Raw genomic sequence first — 14305 nt, 5'->3', positions numbered from 1 at the left:
GGGTGGATGGGCCCTGGTAGGGGCGTAAAGAGCTCTTCGCCGCTGGAGCCAAGTACGGGGCACCCAACACAGCAATAGCAGGCACCGCGAAGAGGTCAGCCCCGTAAGGGCCCGTCCACCCCACCCCGCCCCCGCCCCACGACGCACCGCAAGGCAAAGCAAAAGGGCGCCACCCCAGCCGACAAGGCCGGGGCAGCACCCTTTCGAGGAGAGGGGCGGCGGGGGGGTTAGCCCATCTCCTCCAGCGCCTTGCCCTTGGTCTCCTTCACGAACTTGAGCACGAAGGGAATCGAGAGCACGGCGAAGACCGCGTAGATGACATACGCACCCGACAGGTTCCAGTCCGCCAGGCTCGGGAAGCTGGCCGTGATGGCCCAGTTCGCGACCCACTGCGCGGACGCGGCGACACCGAGCGCCGCGGCGCGGATGCGGTTGGGGAACATCTCGCCCAGGAAGACCCAGACCACGACGCCCCAGGAGAGCGCGAAGAAGAGGACGAACGCGTGGGCCGCGACGAGGGCGACCGTGCCCTGCGTGGTGGGCAGGGTGCCGTCGCCCGTCTTGGAGGCGAAGGCCCAGGCCTCGAGGGCGAGGGAGACGGCCATGCCGACGGAGCCGACGAGCGCGAGCGGCTTACGGCCGATCCGGTCGACGAGGATCATCGCGATCACGGTGCCGACGATGTTGATGATCGACGTGGTGAAGCTGTAGAAGAACGAGCTCTCCGGGTTGACGCCGACGGACTGCCACAGCGTCGAGGAGTAGTAGAACGCGACGTTGATGCCGACGAACTGCTGGAAGACGGAGAGGCCGATGCCGACCCAGACGATGGGCAGGAGGCCGAAGCGACCGCCGAGGAGGTCCTTGAAGGTGGACTTCTCCTCGCTGTGCATCGCGTGCTCGATCTCGGCGACGCGCTTGTCGAGGTCGATGGTGCGGCCCTCGACCTCGGCCAGGACCTCCTTGGCCTTGTCGGTCTTGCCGACGGAGATCAGGAAGCGGGGGGACTCGGGGATGGCGAAGGACAGCAGGCCGTAGAGGACGGCCGGGACGACCATGACGCCGAGCATGAGCTGCCAGGCCTCGATGCCCAGCACCTTGCCGCGCTGCTCACCGTGGGCGGCGTTGAGGATGCCCCAGTTGACCAGCTGCGAGACGGCGATGCCGACGACGATCGCGGCCTGCTGGAAGGCGCCGAGACGGCCTCGGTAGGCCGGCGGGGAGACCTCGGCGATGTAGGCCGGGCCGATGACGGAGGCCATGCCGATGGCCATGCCGCCCAGGACGCGCCAGAAGGCGAGGTCGTAGAGCGAGAAGGGCAGGGCCGAGCCGACGGCGCTGATGGTGAACAGCGTCGCGGAGATCTGCATGACACGGATGCGGCCGATGCGGTCGGCGACCCGGCCCGCCGTGGCGGCACCGATGGCGCAGCCGATCAGCGCGATGGCGATGACCTGGGCCAGGGCGGCGGAACCGATGTCGTACTTCCCGCGAATGCCCTCGACCGCGCCGTTGATCACGGAGCTGTCGTAGCCGAAGAGGAAGCCACCCATGGCCGCGGCCGCGGTGATGAAGATGACATGGCCGAGGTGGTCCGGCTGGGCCTTGCGGCCCTCGGACCCCTGCGCCATCGCAGTGCTGGTCAAGGTTTTCTCCTGGGCCCGGCCACGTTGCCGGGAGTGGGGGGCGGCCTTTCCAGTGGGACACAAGATCAAGGGGGTCACCACGTGAAGGCGCGAGCGTCGTGGGAGACCCTATGTCTTCAATTTTCTAAGTCAATAGGTTGTGATGAAGAAGTTTCCGGGGCGTTTCCCCAGCGTTGGCTTCAATAGTTGAATCGATCTTCGGCTAGTGGAGCCGCTGACTGATCACCTTCGACACTCCGTCGCCCTGCATCGACACTCCGTAGAGCGCGTCGGCGACTTCCATCGTCCGTTTCTGGTGGGTGATCACAATCAGCTGGGAGCTCTCCTGGAGTTCCCTCATGATCCCGATCAGCCGCTGGAGATTGGTGTCGTCCAGGGCCGCCTCGACCTCGTCCATGACATAGAACGGGCTCGGCCGGGCCTTGAAGATGGCGACGAGGAGGGCGACCGCGGTCAGGGAGCGCTCGCCGCCCGACAGCAGGGACAGCCGCTTCACCTTCTTGCCGGGCGGCCGGGCCTCCACGTCCACGCCCGTCGCCAGCATGTCGTCCGGGTCGGTGAGCACCAGACGGCCCTCGCCACCGGGGAAGAGCCGGGAGAAGACGCCCTCGAACTGCCGGGCCGTGTCGTGGTAGGCGGCGGTGAAGACCTCCTCGACGCGCTTGTCGACGTCCTTGACCACCTGCAACAGATCCGCCCGGGTCTTCTTCAGGTCCTCCAGCTGCTCGGAGAGGAACTGATGGCGCTCCTCCAGCGCCGCGAACTCCTCCAGGGCGAGCGGGTTGACCTTGCCGAGCTGCTGGTACGCGCGTTCGGCGGCCTTGAGGCGCTTCTCCTGGGCGGCCCGGTCGTAGGGCACGGGACGGTTGCGCGGGTGATCCGGGTCGTCGGGGAGCTGCTCGCCCTCGGCCGGGGGCGAGGGCGGTACGGGCTGGTCGGGCCCGTACTCGGCGATCAGGACGGCCGGCTCCACGCCGAGCTCCTCCAGGGCCCTGGCCTCCAGCTGCTCGATGCGCAGCCGCTTCTCCGCGCCGAGGACCTCGCCCCGGTGGACCGAGTCCGTGAGCTTGTCCAGCTCCGTCTTCAAGACCCGGGACCGGTCTCGCTCGGCGGTCAGCTCCACCTCGCGTTCGGCCTTCGCCCGCTCGGCCCGGCCGCGCTCCTCGTCCGCGCGCAGCAGCGAGACCTCGACATGGGCCAGGAGCTGGCGGGCGCCGGACGCGACGGCCCCGGCGACCCGGGCCTCGTGCGCCAGCCGGGCCTGGCGCCGCTCGGCGCGGGCGCGTGCCTCGCGTTCGGCGCGGGCCGCGCGGTCGAGGCCGTCGGCCCGGCCGGCGAGCGCCTTGACCCGCTCCTCGTGGGTACGGACCTGGAGGCGGGCCTCCATCTCGGTCTGTCGCGCGTTGGCGCCGTCGGCGGCGAGGCGGTCGCGGACGGAGGTGTCGGGCTCGTCCGTGCCGTGCTCGTCGTCGAGTTCCTCGGCCGCCGCGAGCCGGGCGGCGAGCTCCTCGGCCTCCTCGCCGGCCCGGACGAGCGCCTCCTCGGCGCGCGCGACCGCCGCGGCCGTGCGCTCGGCCTCGCCGGCCGCCGCCCTGGCCTGCCCGGCGAGACGGCCGAGCGCCTGGGCGGTCCGCGACTTCTCCCGGTCGGCGTCGGTGCGGCGGGCGGCCAGCTCGTCGACGAGGGCGGCCGCGGTCGCGCGGCGCTCCTCGGCCGTGTGCCGGGCCTCGGCGAGCCCGGCGCAGCGGGTGGTCAGCCCGGTCAGCTCGGCGGTCGCCTCGTCCACCGCCGCCTGGGTCTCCAGGAGGCTGGGGGCGCCGCCGGAGCCGCCCTGGGCGAGGTGGGCGCCGAGCAGGTCGCCGTCGGCGGTGACCGCGGTGCGTTCGGGGTGGGTGCGGACGAACGCCTCGGCGTCGTCGAGCGTGTCGACGACGACGATGCCGCGCAGCAGCCGGCGGACGGCGGGCATCAGCTCGTCGGGGCCGCTCACCAGGGCGGCGGCCGGACGGGCGCCGCCGGGGGCGTCCTCGGGGTGAGGTGACGTTCCTTCCGGGGGTCCGGCGAGCAGGAGGGTGGCCCGGCCGGCGTCCTCCTTCTTCAGCAGGCGCAGCGCCTCGGCCGCGGCGGCGGGGCCGGTGACGGCGATCGCGTCGGCGGCCGTGCCCAGGGCGGCGGCGACGGGGAGCTCGTATCCGGGGGTGACGGTGAGGAGTTCGGCGGCCGGTCCCAGGAGTCCGGCCAATCGTTCCTGCGCGGTCAGGAGGGCTCCGGTGCCGTCCTTGCGGCGCAGGCCGAGGGCGAGCGCGTCACGGCGGGCGGTGACGGCGGCGCGGCGGCGGTCGGCCGCGGCGGCCTCCTCGCGGGCGGCGTCGAGGGCGGTCTCGGCGGCGGTCAGGGCGGCCCTGGCCGCGTCATGGCGGGCGGCGAGCTCGGCGTCGTCGGCGGCGGTGCCGTCGGCCTCGGCCTGGTGGCGCTCGTACTCCTCCTGGGCAGCGGCCGCGCGCTCGGCGGCCTCGTCGTGGGCGGCGGCGAGGCGGCCGATCTCGGCCTCGGCGGAGGCGGCGCGGCCGCGGGCGGCGGTGACGCGGCCCTGGAGCCGGGCGAGGTGTTCGCGGCGGTCGGCGATGGCGCGGGCGGCGTCCTTGAGGCGGCGTTCCTCCTCGGCGAGGCGGCGTTCGAGCTCGGCGCGGTGCCTGGTGGTGTCCTCCAGGGCGTGACCGGCGGCCTCCAGCGCGGCTTCGAGCTCGGCCTCCTGTTCGCGGACGCGGGCGGCCTCGCGTTCCAGGTCCTCCGGGTCGCGGCCCCGGCGTTCCTCGGCGGGGGCGGTGGTGGCGCTGGTGACGCGGGCGTCGGCGAGGCCGACCGTGCCGCGGACGCGTTCGGCGAGCCGGGAGAGTTCGTGCCAGGTCTGCTGGGCGCGGGCGAGGCGCGGGGCGAGCTCGCGAACGTGCTCCTCAAGGGCGGCCTCGCGCCGGGCGGCGGCGAGCAGTTCCGTCTCGGCGGCCTCCTTGCGGGCCTTGAGGGCGGTCTCGTCGGCGATCTCGGCGCGCAGGGCCTCGCGGAGAACGACCAGGTCGTCGGCGAGCAGCCGGAGCCGGGCGTCGCGCAGGTCGGCCTGGATGACGGCGGCGCGGCGGGCGACGGCGGCCTGCCGGCCGAGCGGTTTGAGCTGGCGGCGCAGTTCGTCGGTGAGGTCCTGGACGCGGGCGAGGTTGGCCTTCATCGCGTCGAGTTTCCGCAGCGCCTTCTCCTTGCGCTTGCGGTGCTTGAGGACGCCGGCGGCCTCCTCGATGAAGGCGCGGCGGCCCTGGGGGTCGGCGTGGAGGACGGAGTCGAGCTGGCCCTGGCCGACGATAACGTGCATCTCGCGGCCGATGCCGGAGTCGGAGAGCAGTTCCTGGATGTCGAGCAGCCGGCAGGTGTCGCCGTTGATCTGGTACTCGCTGCCGCCGTTGCGGAACATGATCCGCGTGATGGTGACTTCCGCGTAGTCGATGGGGAGGGCACCGTCGGAGTTGTCGATGGTGAGGGAGACCTCGGCGCGGCCCAGCGGGGGGCGGCCGGTCGTCCCGGCGAAGATGACGTCCTCCATCTTGCCGCCGCGCAGCGACTTGGCGCCCTGCTCGCCCATGACCCAGGAGAGCGCGTCCACGACATTGGACTTCCCCGAGCCGTTGGGGCCGACGACACAGGTGATCCCGGGCTCGAAGCGCAGCGTGGTGGCGGAGGCGAAGGATTTGAAGCCGCGCAGGGTCAGGCTCTTGAGGTGCACGCGGTAGGACTCTACCGGCCGTACGGCGCACGGGGCCGTCCCGCGCGCGGCGCCGCGCGCCGCCTTTAACAATGGGTTTCGCCCGGGAATCTTCAGGGCACACCATGCGTGAGGCGACGTCGCAGCGGAACAGGGGGACGGGGGACGCGACCGGATACGACGAAGGGACGCCGAAGCGTCCCTTGCTTGTGCGACTCTCCAGCGGCTGACGATGCAGCCCGACCGGGCCCCCGGGGCAGGGCACGAGTCAGGCGAGCACAGGCTCCGCCTTCGATACGTCGATGCTGTCGAGCAGCGAGTCACCGCGGTGAGCGGCGGCAGACAGCGCGTCGTTCTCGGCCTGCATCCGGATGAGCTCGGATTCAAGGTCCTGGACACGCTGCTGGAGCCGTCGCATCTCGGAGAGGACTCGGGGGTCGGAGCCGCCGACGTAACCGAGAAGCGCCTTTGCCATGATGGATGGTCCTCCACACTGAGTGACCGACCGAAGCGGTGTGGGTCGTGAGGGATTCGCACCCGCGGTGTCTGCCATCACTACTGCGGTGTTCCAATGCCAAACAGCTAAGGTGCGCGGGGCTTCCAGAGTCTCACCAAATGGTTTGACGGTCAACACGATCACACCCCGTATCCGCAGGCGTCCCAGGGGTGCGCGCGGGTTTATCCGCGCCGCATTTCCGCGCCCGGGGCCCGAGGGGGCGTAGAGATCATCCGTTGACAGGCAGCCTTGCACGATGCGGCCCGATTGGCAACCATCAGGCGATTTCCTTCTCCCACATATGCCATTGGCATATGTGGGAGAAGCTGCTCCGGCGCGATTCCCGGGGAAACCGAGCCGATATCCGATTATCCGGCGGTCGGGTCAGCGGATCTCGAAACCGTCGTATCCGCCCCTGGGAGGGCCCCAGATCTCGGTGACGCCGTCCACCCGCCCGGGCGTGTCGCCGTCCCGCAGCCAGTCGAGCAATCGTTCGCACCCCTGGCGGGAGCCCTCGGCGACGACCTGCACCCGGCCGTCGGAGAGATTGGAGGCGAAGCCGATCAGATCACCGATCCGCAAGGCATTGGCCCGAGTGAACCAACGAAAGCCCACACCCTGCACATGTCCACGGACCCACGCCGTGAGACGAACATTGTCGTTCATGTCTGCACGTTAACCGGCCAATTACATAAGCAGCACTTCGGCCCACCGTCCCGTGCCGTACAGTCACGGCCGAATAAGGCTCCCCCGTACGAGTGATGCACTTCGGCGCCGAACACGTAAGGAAGGCAGCGGATGGGTCGCCATCGACGCTCTGCCCGCGCGACCGCTGACGAGGCGGTGGCGAATGCCCGGCAGGCCCGGGCTCCCCTGAAGAGCGAGACGGCCGGAGTGTTCGAGCCCGAGGATCCGGCCGAGGCGGTCACCCAGCCCATTCCCATCGTCCGCCCCGCCCCCACCGGCACCGGCCGACACCGCAGTCCCCACCGCGCCAAGGCCAAGGCGGGCCGGGCGCCCAAGACCGGGGCCGCCGCGGCGGGCCGGGGCGGCGGAAAGCCCCCCAAGCCGGCGCCGCCCGCCCGGCGGGCCGGGCTGCTCGGCGCGTCGGCGGCCGTGGCGATGGGCGCGGTCGCGATGGTCTCCGGTCTGCTGCCCAGCGGGGCCTTCCCGCCCGGCGGCGACCCGCACTCCCCCGGCTCCGGCAGCAGCGGCCACGTGCTGGCCGACGCCCCGCCCGAAGCACCGCCCGAGGCACCGGCCTCCCCGCCCCGGCGCGACGGCCCGGCGGACCGGGCGGACGGGCGCGACGGCCCGGCCCCGGCCCGGGAGGCCCGGCCGGAGCGCGACACGGCGGCACCGCCGGCGGCGTCCGGACCGATGGCGTCCAACCCGGCCGCGCCGGAACCCCGGAGCGCCCAGGCGGAGCCGGTGAGCGCGCCCGGGCGCGGGAACCCCCCGGCGAACCGGGCCGCCGAGCGCCCCCCGGCCTCCTCCGGCACCCCGGCCGACGCACGCCCCGAGGGGCCGGCCCGCGCCGCCTTCCCCGGCCGACGCCCGGCCCCGCCGGCCCCCGGCACCCCCCGGCGGCCCGCGCCGCCCGCGCACACCGAGCAGGCCGATCACGATCCCGACGACCTGGGCGCGCTGCCCGGCACCCTGGCGGACACCCGGTCGTCCGCCGCGCATCTGGTGCTGTCCCTGGTCAACGCCGAGCGGGCGAAGGCCGGCTGCCGTCCCCTGCGGGTCAGCGGCAAGCTCAGCCGACTGGCCCAGTCGTTCAGCGACGACATGGCCCGGCGGGGCTTCTTCGACCACACCGACCCGGACGGCCGGACCCCCTGGGACCGGGCCGCCCGGCGCGGCATCAAGAACCTCGGCGGGGAGAACATCGCCCGCGGCCACCCCGACGCCCACACCGTGATGGAGGCCTGGATGCGCAGCAGCGGCCACCGGGCGAACATCCTCAACTGCGACTACCGGAGCATCGGCCTAGGGGTGCACCACGGGGGCAACGGCCCTTACTGGACGCAGGACTTCGGCTACTGACCCGGCCGTGACGCACCGCTGCCCCGGCCGTACGGCGGTACGGCCGGGGCAGCGGCGTCCGGTGGCCGCGTGGGGTCACGCGGCGGCGCGGGGACACGCGGCGGCGCGGGGTCAGGCGGAGGCGCGGCCCGCCACATAGATCCGGGTCTGCTCGGCGACGCGGCGGCCCAGCAGCTCGGCGGTGGCTATGTCCGCCTTGTGGACGCCCTCGGGGCCCTGGTCGTTGTCGGTCTGGGCACCGGCGCCGAGGAAGAAGCCGAGACGGTTGATGTCGTTCTCGGAGGAGGTGGAGCTGTTCCAGCCCGGCATCGCGCCGAGGCCGACCCAGTGCATGCCGTGCTGCGCGGCGAGGACGGTGAAGAACTGGAGGGTGTGGAGCTTGTCACCGCTCTTGGAGGCGGAGTTGGTGAAGCCGGCCGCGATCTTGTCCTGCCAGGCACGGGTGAACCAGCGCTTGGACGTCGCCTCGGCGAAGACGTGGAAGGCGCCCGAGGCGGTGCCCATGTAGGTGGGCGAGCCGAAGACGATCGCGTCGGAGGCGTCGAGGAGCTCCCACTGCGCGTCGGTGATCTCGGCGACGTTGATCAGGTGGACGGTCGCCCCGGCCTCGGCGGCACCGGTACGGACGGCCTCGGCGAGGACGGCGGTGTGGCCGAAGCCGGAGTGGTAGGCGATGGCGACGACGGGCGTGGTCACGATGGGCTCCCTGGAGAAGCTGGTTGCGCTGACTGGGTGACCAAAGGAAAGCACTAACTTTTGGATAGCGCAACCCTGTGGATAGCGCTGCGCGGGAGTATGGTGTTCCCATGACGACGATCGACGGCACGGACGAGCAACTGCCCTTCGACGTCTTCGCGCGCAACTGCCCTTCGCGGGAGACCCTGGGGCACGTCACCGGCCGCTGGGGCGCCCTGACCCTCGGCGCCCTGCGCGAGGACACGCTGCGCTTCAACGAGCTGCGGCGGCGGGTGGAGGGCGTCAGCGAGAAGATGCTGTCGCAGACGCTGCACGCGCTGGAGCGCGACGGCCTTGTGCACCGGGAGGCGCAGCCGACCAATCCACCGCGGGTGGATTACCGGCTGACGCCGCTGGGCCGCGACGTGACCGGGCGGCTGATGGGGCTCATCGAGCTCCTGGAGGAGCGGATGCCGGATGTGCTGGCGGCGCGGGAGCGGTACGACGCCACCGCGCGCTGAGTGTTCTGCTGCGGGCCGGTGGGGGCTGGTCGCGCGGTTCCCCGCGCCCCTTACGGGCGCGGCGGGCGCTGGCAGCGGGGGCAGAAGTAGCTGGAGCGGTTCATCCAGGGACGGCGGCGGATGGGCGTGCCGCAGCGGCGGCACGGCTCGTCCTCGCGGCCGTACGCGTCCAGGGAGCGGTCGAAGTAGCCCGACTCGCCGTTCACATTGACGTAGAGGCTGTCGAAGCTGGTGCCGCCCACCGCGAGGGCCTCGTTCATGACCTCGCGGATATGGGTGAGCAGCTCGGCCGTGCGCGGGCGGGTGAGGCTCGCGGTCGGGCGCTCGTAGTGCAGCCGGGTGCGCCACAGCGCCTCGTCGGCGTAGATGTTGCCGACGCCGCTGATCAGCGACTGGTCGAGCAGGGCGCGTTTGATCGTCGTCCGGCGGCCGCGCAGCGCGGTGTGGAAGGCGGCGTCGTCGAAGGCCGGGTCGAGGGGGTCGCGGGCGATGTGCGCGATCACGTCGGGCAGCCCGTCGGGGTCGTCCTCCACCGTGTCGTGCAGCGAGAGCCCGCCGAAGGTGCGCTGGTCGACGAAGCGCAGCTCGGTCGCGGTGGCGTCGGCGAAACGGACACGTACCCGCAGGTGCTTCTCGTCCGGGGAGCCCTGCGGCTGGACGAGGAGCTGGCCGCTCATACCGAGGTGGGCGAGGACGGCCTGGGTGGGCGCGCCCGTCCCGGTGAGGGGTTCCAGCGGCAGCCAGAGGTACTTTCCGCGCCGACGGGCGGGGCCCAGCCGGTGGCCGGTCAGCCGGGCGGCGAAGTCGTCCGGCCCCGCCGGGTGGCGGCGGATCGCCCGGGGGTGGAGGACCTCCACGGCAGCGACGACCCGGCCGGAGATCCAGCGCTCCAGACCCCGTCGGACGACCTCGACCTCGGGCAACTCCGGCACGGTGCTCCTTGATGGTGGCAAAGGCTAAAGAGGGCGAAAGAAAAGGTCCGGGCCGCGGTGCTCTCGCACCGCGGCCCGGACCGTCGTTCTCAGTTGGAGGATTTCTCCCCCGGCATCGCGCCGGACTCGGCGGCGGCCTTCTCGGCCGCCACACGGGCTTCCGCCGCGCTGTTGATGGCGCGCCAGGCGGACTCCGCCGCCTGCTGCTCCGCTTCCTTCTTGCTGCGGCCGGTGCCGGTGCCGTACGCGACACCACCGACGCGGGCAGCAGCCGTGAAGGTCTTCTCGTGATCGGGCCCTGTCTCGGTGACCAGGTACTCCGGCACGCCGAGACCCTCGGTGGCGGTCAGCTCCTGGAGGCTGGTCTTCCAGTCCAGGCCGGCGCCGAGGTTCGAGGACTTCTCGATCAGCGGGTCGAAGAGCCGGTGCACCAGCTCCCCTGCCGCGTCGAGGCCCTGGTCGAGGTAGACCGCACCGATGACGGCCTCCAGGGTGTCCGCGAGGATGGACGCCTTGTCCCGGCCGCCGGTGCCCTCTTCGCCCCGGCCGAGCCGGATGAAGGAGCCCAGGTCCAGGCCCCGGCCGACTTCGGCCAGCGCCCGTGAGTTGACCACCGCGGCGCGCAGCTTGGCGAGCTGGCCCTCGGGGAGGTCCGGGTGAATGCGGTACAGAGTGTCCGTGACCACCAGGCCCAGGACGGAGTCCCCGAGGAACTCCAGCCTTTCGTTGGTGGGCAGCCCGCCGTTCTCGTAGGCGTAGGACCGGTGCGTCAGCGCACGCACCAGAAGGGCGGACTCGAGTGTGTACCCGAGCCGCCCTTCCAGAAGCGTGTGGGACGAGGCCGTGTCCGCCGACGCCTTCTTCGGCGCTGTGGCGTCTGACATGAAGCCTGTCACCCGCCGATCAGACCGCGAGGACCTGGCGCTTGTTGTAGGTGCCGCAGCTGGGGCACGCGATGTGCTGCTGCTTCGGCTCGTGGCAGCGCTCGCACGCCACCAGGGGGGTGACCGCAGCCTTCCACTGCGACCGGCGGTGGCGCGTGTTGCTGCGCGACATCTTCCGCTTCGGAACAGCCACGGCTACTTCTCCTGTGTGTCATCCCCGCCGGAGCGGGGTGCGTTGTCCGTCTCGCCGGCCGTCTCGGATCCGGCGAGTCCCTTCAGTGCCGCCCAACGAATGTCGACGGACTCATGGTGGTGGTCCGGGTCGTCCGCCAGTCGCTCTCCGCATTCGGAGCACAGACCGGGACAGTCGTCCTGGCACACCGGCTGCAGCGGCAGTGCGAGCACCACCGCGTCCCGCAGCACGGGTTCGAGGTCGAACAAGTCGTCCTCGAGGTGGAGGATGTCCTCCTCATCGTCCTCGGCGTCGTCGTCCGTGGCCACGATGCGGCCCCGGGCGTCGGCGTCGGGGTAGGAGTACATCTCCTGGAAGTCCGCTTCGAACTCTCGCTCGAGCGGCTCCAGACACCTTACGCACTCCCCGGTGAGCGGCGCACGGGCGGTGCCTGTGACAAGCACCCCTTCCATGACCGACTCAAGGCGGAGTTCGATTTCCACCGCCGCGCCCTCTGCCACGCCGATGACCTCGATACCGAGGTCGCGGGGGGCGGGGACGGAGCGGGAGACCCTCTTCAGCGCACCGGGACGCCGGCCCAGCTCGCGCGTATCGAACACGAGAGGGTTGCGGGGGTCGAGGCGGGCGTTCAGGGCTTCCTGCTTTCTACGCTGCGGTGACGGCGACCCGGGTGCACGAGGCACGAAGGGCAGCCTGGATCGCGGACGTACACGCGACCGAAGAGCCAGGATACTGGACGGCCGCCCCTGGGCCCAATCCGCGTCCGGCGACGGTGGCCGGAGCGGGGTCAGCGGCCCTGCTCGTACTCGCGGAGCCGGTTCAGGTCGATCATCGAGGTGTCGAAGAAGCTGGTCTCGTCGAGGGCGCCCGCCGCCCGGGGCTGGTGCCCGTCGGCCGGGTAGCCGGCGGCGGTTCCGTAGCCGTGGCCGAGGTCCGTCCCATGGCCGTCCGTCCCCTGGGCCGGGGCCTGCCAGGCGTACGGGTCGGGCTGCTGGTAGCCGCCGGGGACGGCGTACGGGTCGGCCTGCGGCGGGTACTGCGCGGTCTGCTGGGTGTAGCCGTACGGGTCCTGCCCGCCATAGCCCCCGGCGGGGACGGTGTAGTCGCTCCAGGCGGGCTGCTGCGGGACCGGGGCCGGCTCGGGGGCCCGGTGGGCCTCCCTGGGCGCCCTCGGCGCGACCAGGGGCTCCTGCGGGCCGCCGGCGAGCTCGGCGAGGAAGTCGGCGTCGCTGGTGGGGCGGCCGGGGGCGAAGCCGTCGTGGGCGCCCAGCTCGTCGACGGGGCGGGCCCCGAGCAGCTTCTCCCGGCCCCGGCCGACGGCCTCCAGGGCCTTGGCCAGCACGGCCGAGACGGCGCCCAGCTTGACGTCCACATAGGCGTCGGCGCTCTGCCGCTGGGTCCGGGAGTCGGTGCTGCGCTCCGGGGCGTCGTGGGCCAGACCCTCGGGGTCGTGGCCGTCGCCGCCGAGGCCGAGGAGCTTCTCGCGGCCCCGGTCGACGGAGCCGATGGTCTTGGTGAGGACGACCTCGAAGTTGGCGAGGGTGCTGTCGACGTAGTCGTCGGCGCCGGCGCGGATCTCCTCGGCCTCCCGGCGGGCCTCCTCGAGGATGCGGTCGGCCTCCTCGCGGGACTGGCGGGCGACCTCGGTGTCGGAGATCAGCGAGCCGCGCTGGGCCCGGGCCGAGGCGAGGATCGCCTCGGCCTCGTCACGCGCCTGGGCGACGAGGTGTTCCCGGTCGCCGATGACCTCGCGCGCCTGGGCCAGCGAGCCGGGCAGGGCGGCGCGCACCTCCTCCAGGAGGGCGAGCAGCTCGGCCCGGTTGAGCACACAGGAGGCCGACATGGGCAGGGACCGGGCGCCGGTGACGGTCGTGACGATCTCGTCGAGTCTCTTCTGGACGTCCACCGTGACGCTCGCCGCCTTCTCGCATTCCGGGGTGGCCTGGTGGCCGATGGGAACGAACGGGGACGACTGTACGGCCGGCGGCCCCCGGCCGACAGCTACTGACGATCAGTCAGATCCGGCCCGCTGGGCGAGGCGCTCCTTGAGGGCCTCCAGCACCAGCGGCGGCACCAGGTGGGAGACGTCGCCGCCCCAGGCCGCGACCTCCTTGACCAGGCTGGAGGAGAGGAAGCTGTAGGTGGGGTTGGTGGGGACGAAGAGAGTCTCCACGCCCGAGAGGCCATTGTTCATCTGGGCCATCTGGAGCTCGTAGTCGAAGTCGCTGACCGCCCGCAGACCCTTGACGATGGCCGGGATGTCGCGGTCCTTGCAGAAGTCGACGAGCAGGCCGTGATGGGACTCCACCCGGACGTTGCCGTACTCGGCCGTGACCTGGCGGAGGAGTTCTATCCGCTCGTCGATGGTGAACAGGCCCTCCTTGGACTTGTTGACCATCACGGCGACGTGCACGACGTCGTACAGCTTCGAAGCGCGGGCGATGATGTCGAGGTGCCCATTGGTGACGGGGTCGAACGACCCCGGACAGACGGCGCGGCGCAACGGTGTTTCCTCGCTCTCCGGTCCATTCATGACGTGCCTGATCCCGTGGTGTCGGCAGTGCACGCCGAAGCGGCGTGACCGTACCAAAGCGTCCCCTCGCCGTAGCGACGGGCCCTCAGTGCGTCGAAACCCTCCGGCCAGCGGAATTCCCCGCCCCTGGTGCTGCGCTCCACAGTGACGAGCGCGTCCTCGGCCAGCCAGCCCCTGTCCCTGAGTGTGAGCAGGATCTCCCGGAGATCGTCGTCGGTGACCACGTAGGGCGGGTCGAGGAAGACCACGTCGTACGGCCGGGCGGGCGGCGCCCCGGCCACGACCTGCTCGGCCTTGCCGCCGCGCACCTCGGCGCCCGGCAGGCCGACCACGCGGACGTTGTCCTGGATGACGCGCAGGGCGCGGGCGTCCGCCTCGACGAGGAGGGTGTGGGCGGCGCCCCGGGAGAGCGCCTCCAGGCCTACGGCGCCGGAGCCGCCGTAGAGGTCCAGCACGCGCGCGCCGTCGAGGGTCCCCAGGAAGGACGTCCAGGTGGAGAACAGGCCCTCGCGCGCCCGGTCGGAGGTGGGGCGGGTGCCGGTGCCGGGCGGTACGGCCAGGCGGCGTCCGCCGGCGCGGCCGGCGATCACGCGGGTCATGGTCTCGGAGTCCTTCGGCGGTGGGT

Annotated in this window: 14 protein-coding genes; 2 read left to right on the top strand and 12 right to left on the bottom strand. The window is 72.1% G+C overall.

What is annotated here, in order from left to right; all coding sequences use genetic code 11:
- Positions 1 to 227 precede the first annotated feature (227 nt).
- From RM609_RS31505 to RM609_RS31490, 4 genes are all read right to left on the bottom strand, one after another.
- On the bottom strand, positions 228 to 1724 hold the full coding sequence (locus RM609_RS31505) for a sugar porter family MFS transporter (RefSeq protein ID WP_438828583.1): 1497 nt from the start codon (positions 1722 to 1724) through the stop codon (positions 228 to 230).
- Between the two features lie 124 nt (positions 1725 to 1848).
- Complete coding sequence (gene smc / locus RM609_RS31500) at positions 1849 to 5418, bottom strand: chromosome segregation protein SMC (protein WP_311615571.1); 3570 nt, start codon at positions 5416 to 5418, stop codon at positions 1849 to 1851.
- Positions 5419 to 5665: 247 nt separating this feature from the next.
- Entirely contained in the window at positions 5666 to 5872 is a 207-nt protein-coding gene (locus RM609_RS31495; protein WP_311615569.1) for a hypothetical protein, read from the bottom strand.
- Positions 5873 to 6277: 405 nt separating this feature from the next.
- A complete protein-coding gene (locus RM609_RS31490; protein WP_311615567.1) occupies positions 6278 to 6559 on the bottom strand; it encodes an acylphosphatase in 282 nt (93 codons plus the stop codon).
- A 132-nt stretch (positions 6560 to 6691) separates the two neighbouring features.
- Here RM609_RS31490 and RM609_RS31485 point away from each other — a divergent pair, with 132 nt between their 5' ends.
- Positions 6692 to 7942: a CAP domain-containing protein gene (locus RM609_RS31485; protein WP_311615565.1), complete on the top strand. Its 1251-nt coding sequence runs from the start codon at positions 6692 to 6694 to the stop codon at positions 7940 to 7942.
- A 111-nt stretch (positions 7943 to 8053) separates the two neighbouring features.
- Here RM609_RS31485 and RM609_RS31480 read toward each other — a convergent pair whose 3' ends face one another.
- Positions 8054 to 8638: a flavodoxin family protein gene (locus RM609_RS31480; RefSeq protein WP_311615563.1), complete on the bottom strand. Its 585-nt coding sequence runs from the start codon at positions 8636 to 8638 to the stop codon at positions 8054 to 8056.
- A gap of 110 nt (positions 8639 to 8748) precedes the next feature.
- Between RM609_RS31480 and RM609_RS31475 the strand changes: the two genes are divergently transcribed.
- On the top strand, positions 8749 to 9138 hold the full coding sequence (locus RM609_RS31475; RefSeq protein WP_311615562.1) for a winged helix-turn-helix transcriptional regulator: 390 nt from the start codon (positions 8749 to 8751) through the stop codon (positions 9136 to 9138).
- Between the two features lie 50 nt (positions 9139 to 9188).
- Here the strand turns inward: RM609_RS31475 and mutM are convergent, their stop codons facing one another.
- The 7 genes from mutM to rsmD form a co-directional block, all read right to left on the bottom strand.
- Positions 9189 to 10070, bottom strand: a complete 882-nt coding sequence (gene mutM, locus RM609_RS31470) for a bifunctional DNA-formamidopyrimidine glycosylase/DNA-(apurinic or apyrimidinic site) lyase (protein ID WP_311615560.1) — start codon at positions 10068 to 10070, stop codon at positions 9189 to 9191.
- 89 nt (positions 10071 to 10159) lie between these two features.
- Entirely contained in the window at positions 10160 to 10954 is a 795-nt protein-coding gene (rnc, locus tag RM609_RS31465; RefSeq protein WP_311615558.1) for a ribonuclease III, read from the bottom strand.
- A gap of 19 nt (positions 10955 to 10973) precedes the next feature.
- The gene (rpmF, locus tag RM609_RS31460) at positions 10974 to 11147 is read right to left on the bottom strand and encodes a 50S ribosomal protein L32 (RefSeq protein WP_086575354.1); all 174 of its coding nucleotides are present in this window, start codon (positions 11145 to 11147) and stop codon (positions 10974 to 10976) included.
- 2 nt (positions 11148 to 11149) lie between these two features.
- A complete protein-coding gene (locus RM609_RS31455; RefSeq protein ID WP_311615554.1) occupies positions 11150 to 11746 on the bottom strand; it encodes a YceD family protein in 597 nt (198 codons plus the stop codon).
- A 188-nt stretch (positions 11747 to 11934) separates the two neighbouring features.
- Entirely contained in the window at positions 11935 to 13053 is a 1119-nt protein-coding gene (locus tag RM609_RS31450; RefSeq protein WP_311615552.1) for an ATP synthase subunit B family protein, read from the bottom strand.
- A gap of 105 nt (positions 13054 to 13158) precedes the next feature.
- Positions 13159 to 13680 (bottom strand): pantetheine-phosphate adenylyltransferase, encoded by a 522-nt coding sequence (coaD, locus tag RM609_RS31445; RefSeq protein WP_311615549.1) that lies wholly within the window; start codon positions 13678 to 13680, stop codon positions 13159 to 13161.
- Positions 13677 to 14279 carry a 16S rRNA (guanine(966)-N(2))-methyltransferase RsmD gene (gene rsmD / locus RM609_RS31440; protein ID WP_311615547.1) on the bottom strand — a complete coding sequence of 201 codons (603 nt, stop codon included), beginning with the start codon at positions 14277 to 14279 and terminating at the stop codon, positions 13677 to 13679. Before rsmD ends, coaD begins: the two co-directional genes overlap by 4 nt.
- Between the last annotated feature and the right edge of the window lie 26 nt (positions 14280 to 14305).

It is taken from the genome of Streptomyces hesseae (assembly GCF_031845785.1).
GTDB classification, from domain to species: Bacteria; Actinomycetota; Actinomycetes; order Streptomycetales; family Streptomycetaceae; genus Streptomyces; species Streptomyces hesseae.
Note: the sequence above shows the minus strand (reverse complement) of the source record. Positions and strands in the feature narration are given on the sequence as shown.

What these genes read in the sequence shown, in the direction of transcription:
- RM609_RS31495 (WP_311615569.1), bottom strand. Translation starts at nt 5,872, where the DNA reads ATGGCAAAGGCGCTTCTCGGTTACGTCGGCGGCTCCGACCCCCGAGTC.
- RM609_RS31490 (WP_311615567.1), bottom strand. Translation starts at nt 6,559, where the DNA reads ATGAACGACAATGTTCGTCTCACGGCGTGGGTCCGTGGACATGTGCAG.
- RM609_RS31485 (WP_311615565.1), top strand. Translation starts at nt 6,692, where the DNA reads ATGGGTCGCCATCGACGCTCTGCCCGCGCGACCGCTGACGAGGCGGTG.
- RM609_RS31475 (WP_311615562.1), top strand. Translation starts at nt 8,749, where the DNA reads ATGACGACGATCGACGGCACGGACGAGCAACTGCCCTTCGACGTCTTC.
- rnc (WP_311615558.1), bottom strand. Translation starts at nt 10,954, where the DNA reads ATGTCAGACGCCACAGCGCCGAAGAAGGCGTCGGCGGACACGGCCTCG.
- coaD (WP_311615549.1), bottom strand. Translation starts at nt 13,680, where the DNA reads ATGAATGGACCGGAGAGCGAGGAAACACCGTTGCGCCGCGCCGTCTGT.
- rsmD (WP_311615547.1), bottom strand. Translation starts at nt 14,279, where the DNA reads ATGACCCGCGTGATCGCCGGCCGCGCCGGCGGACGCCGCCTGGCCGTA.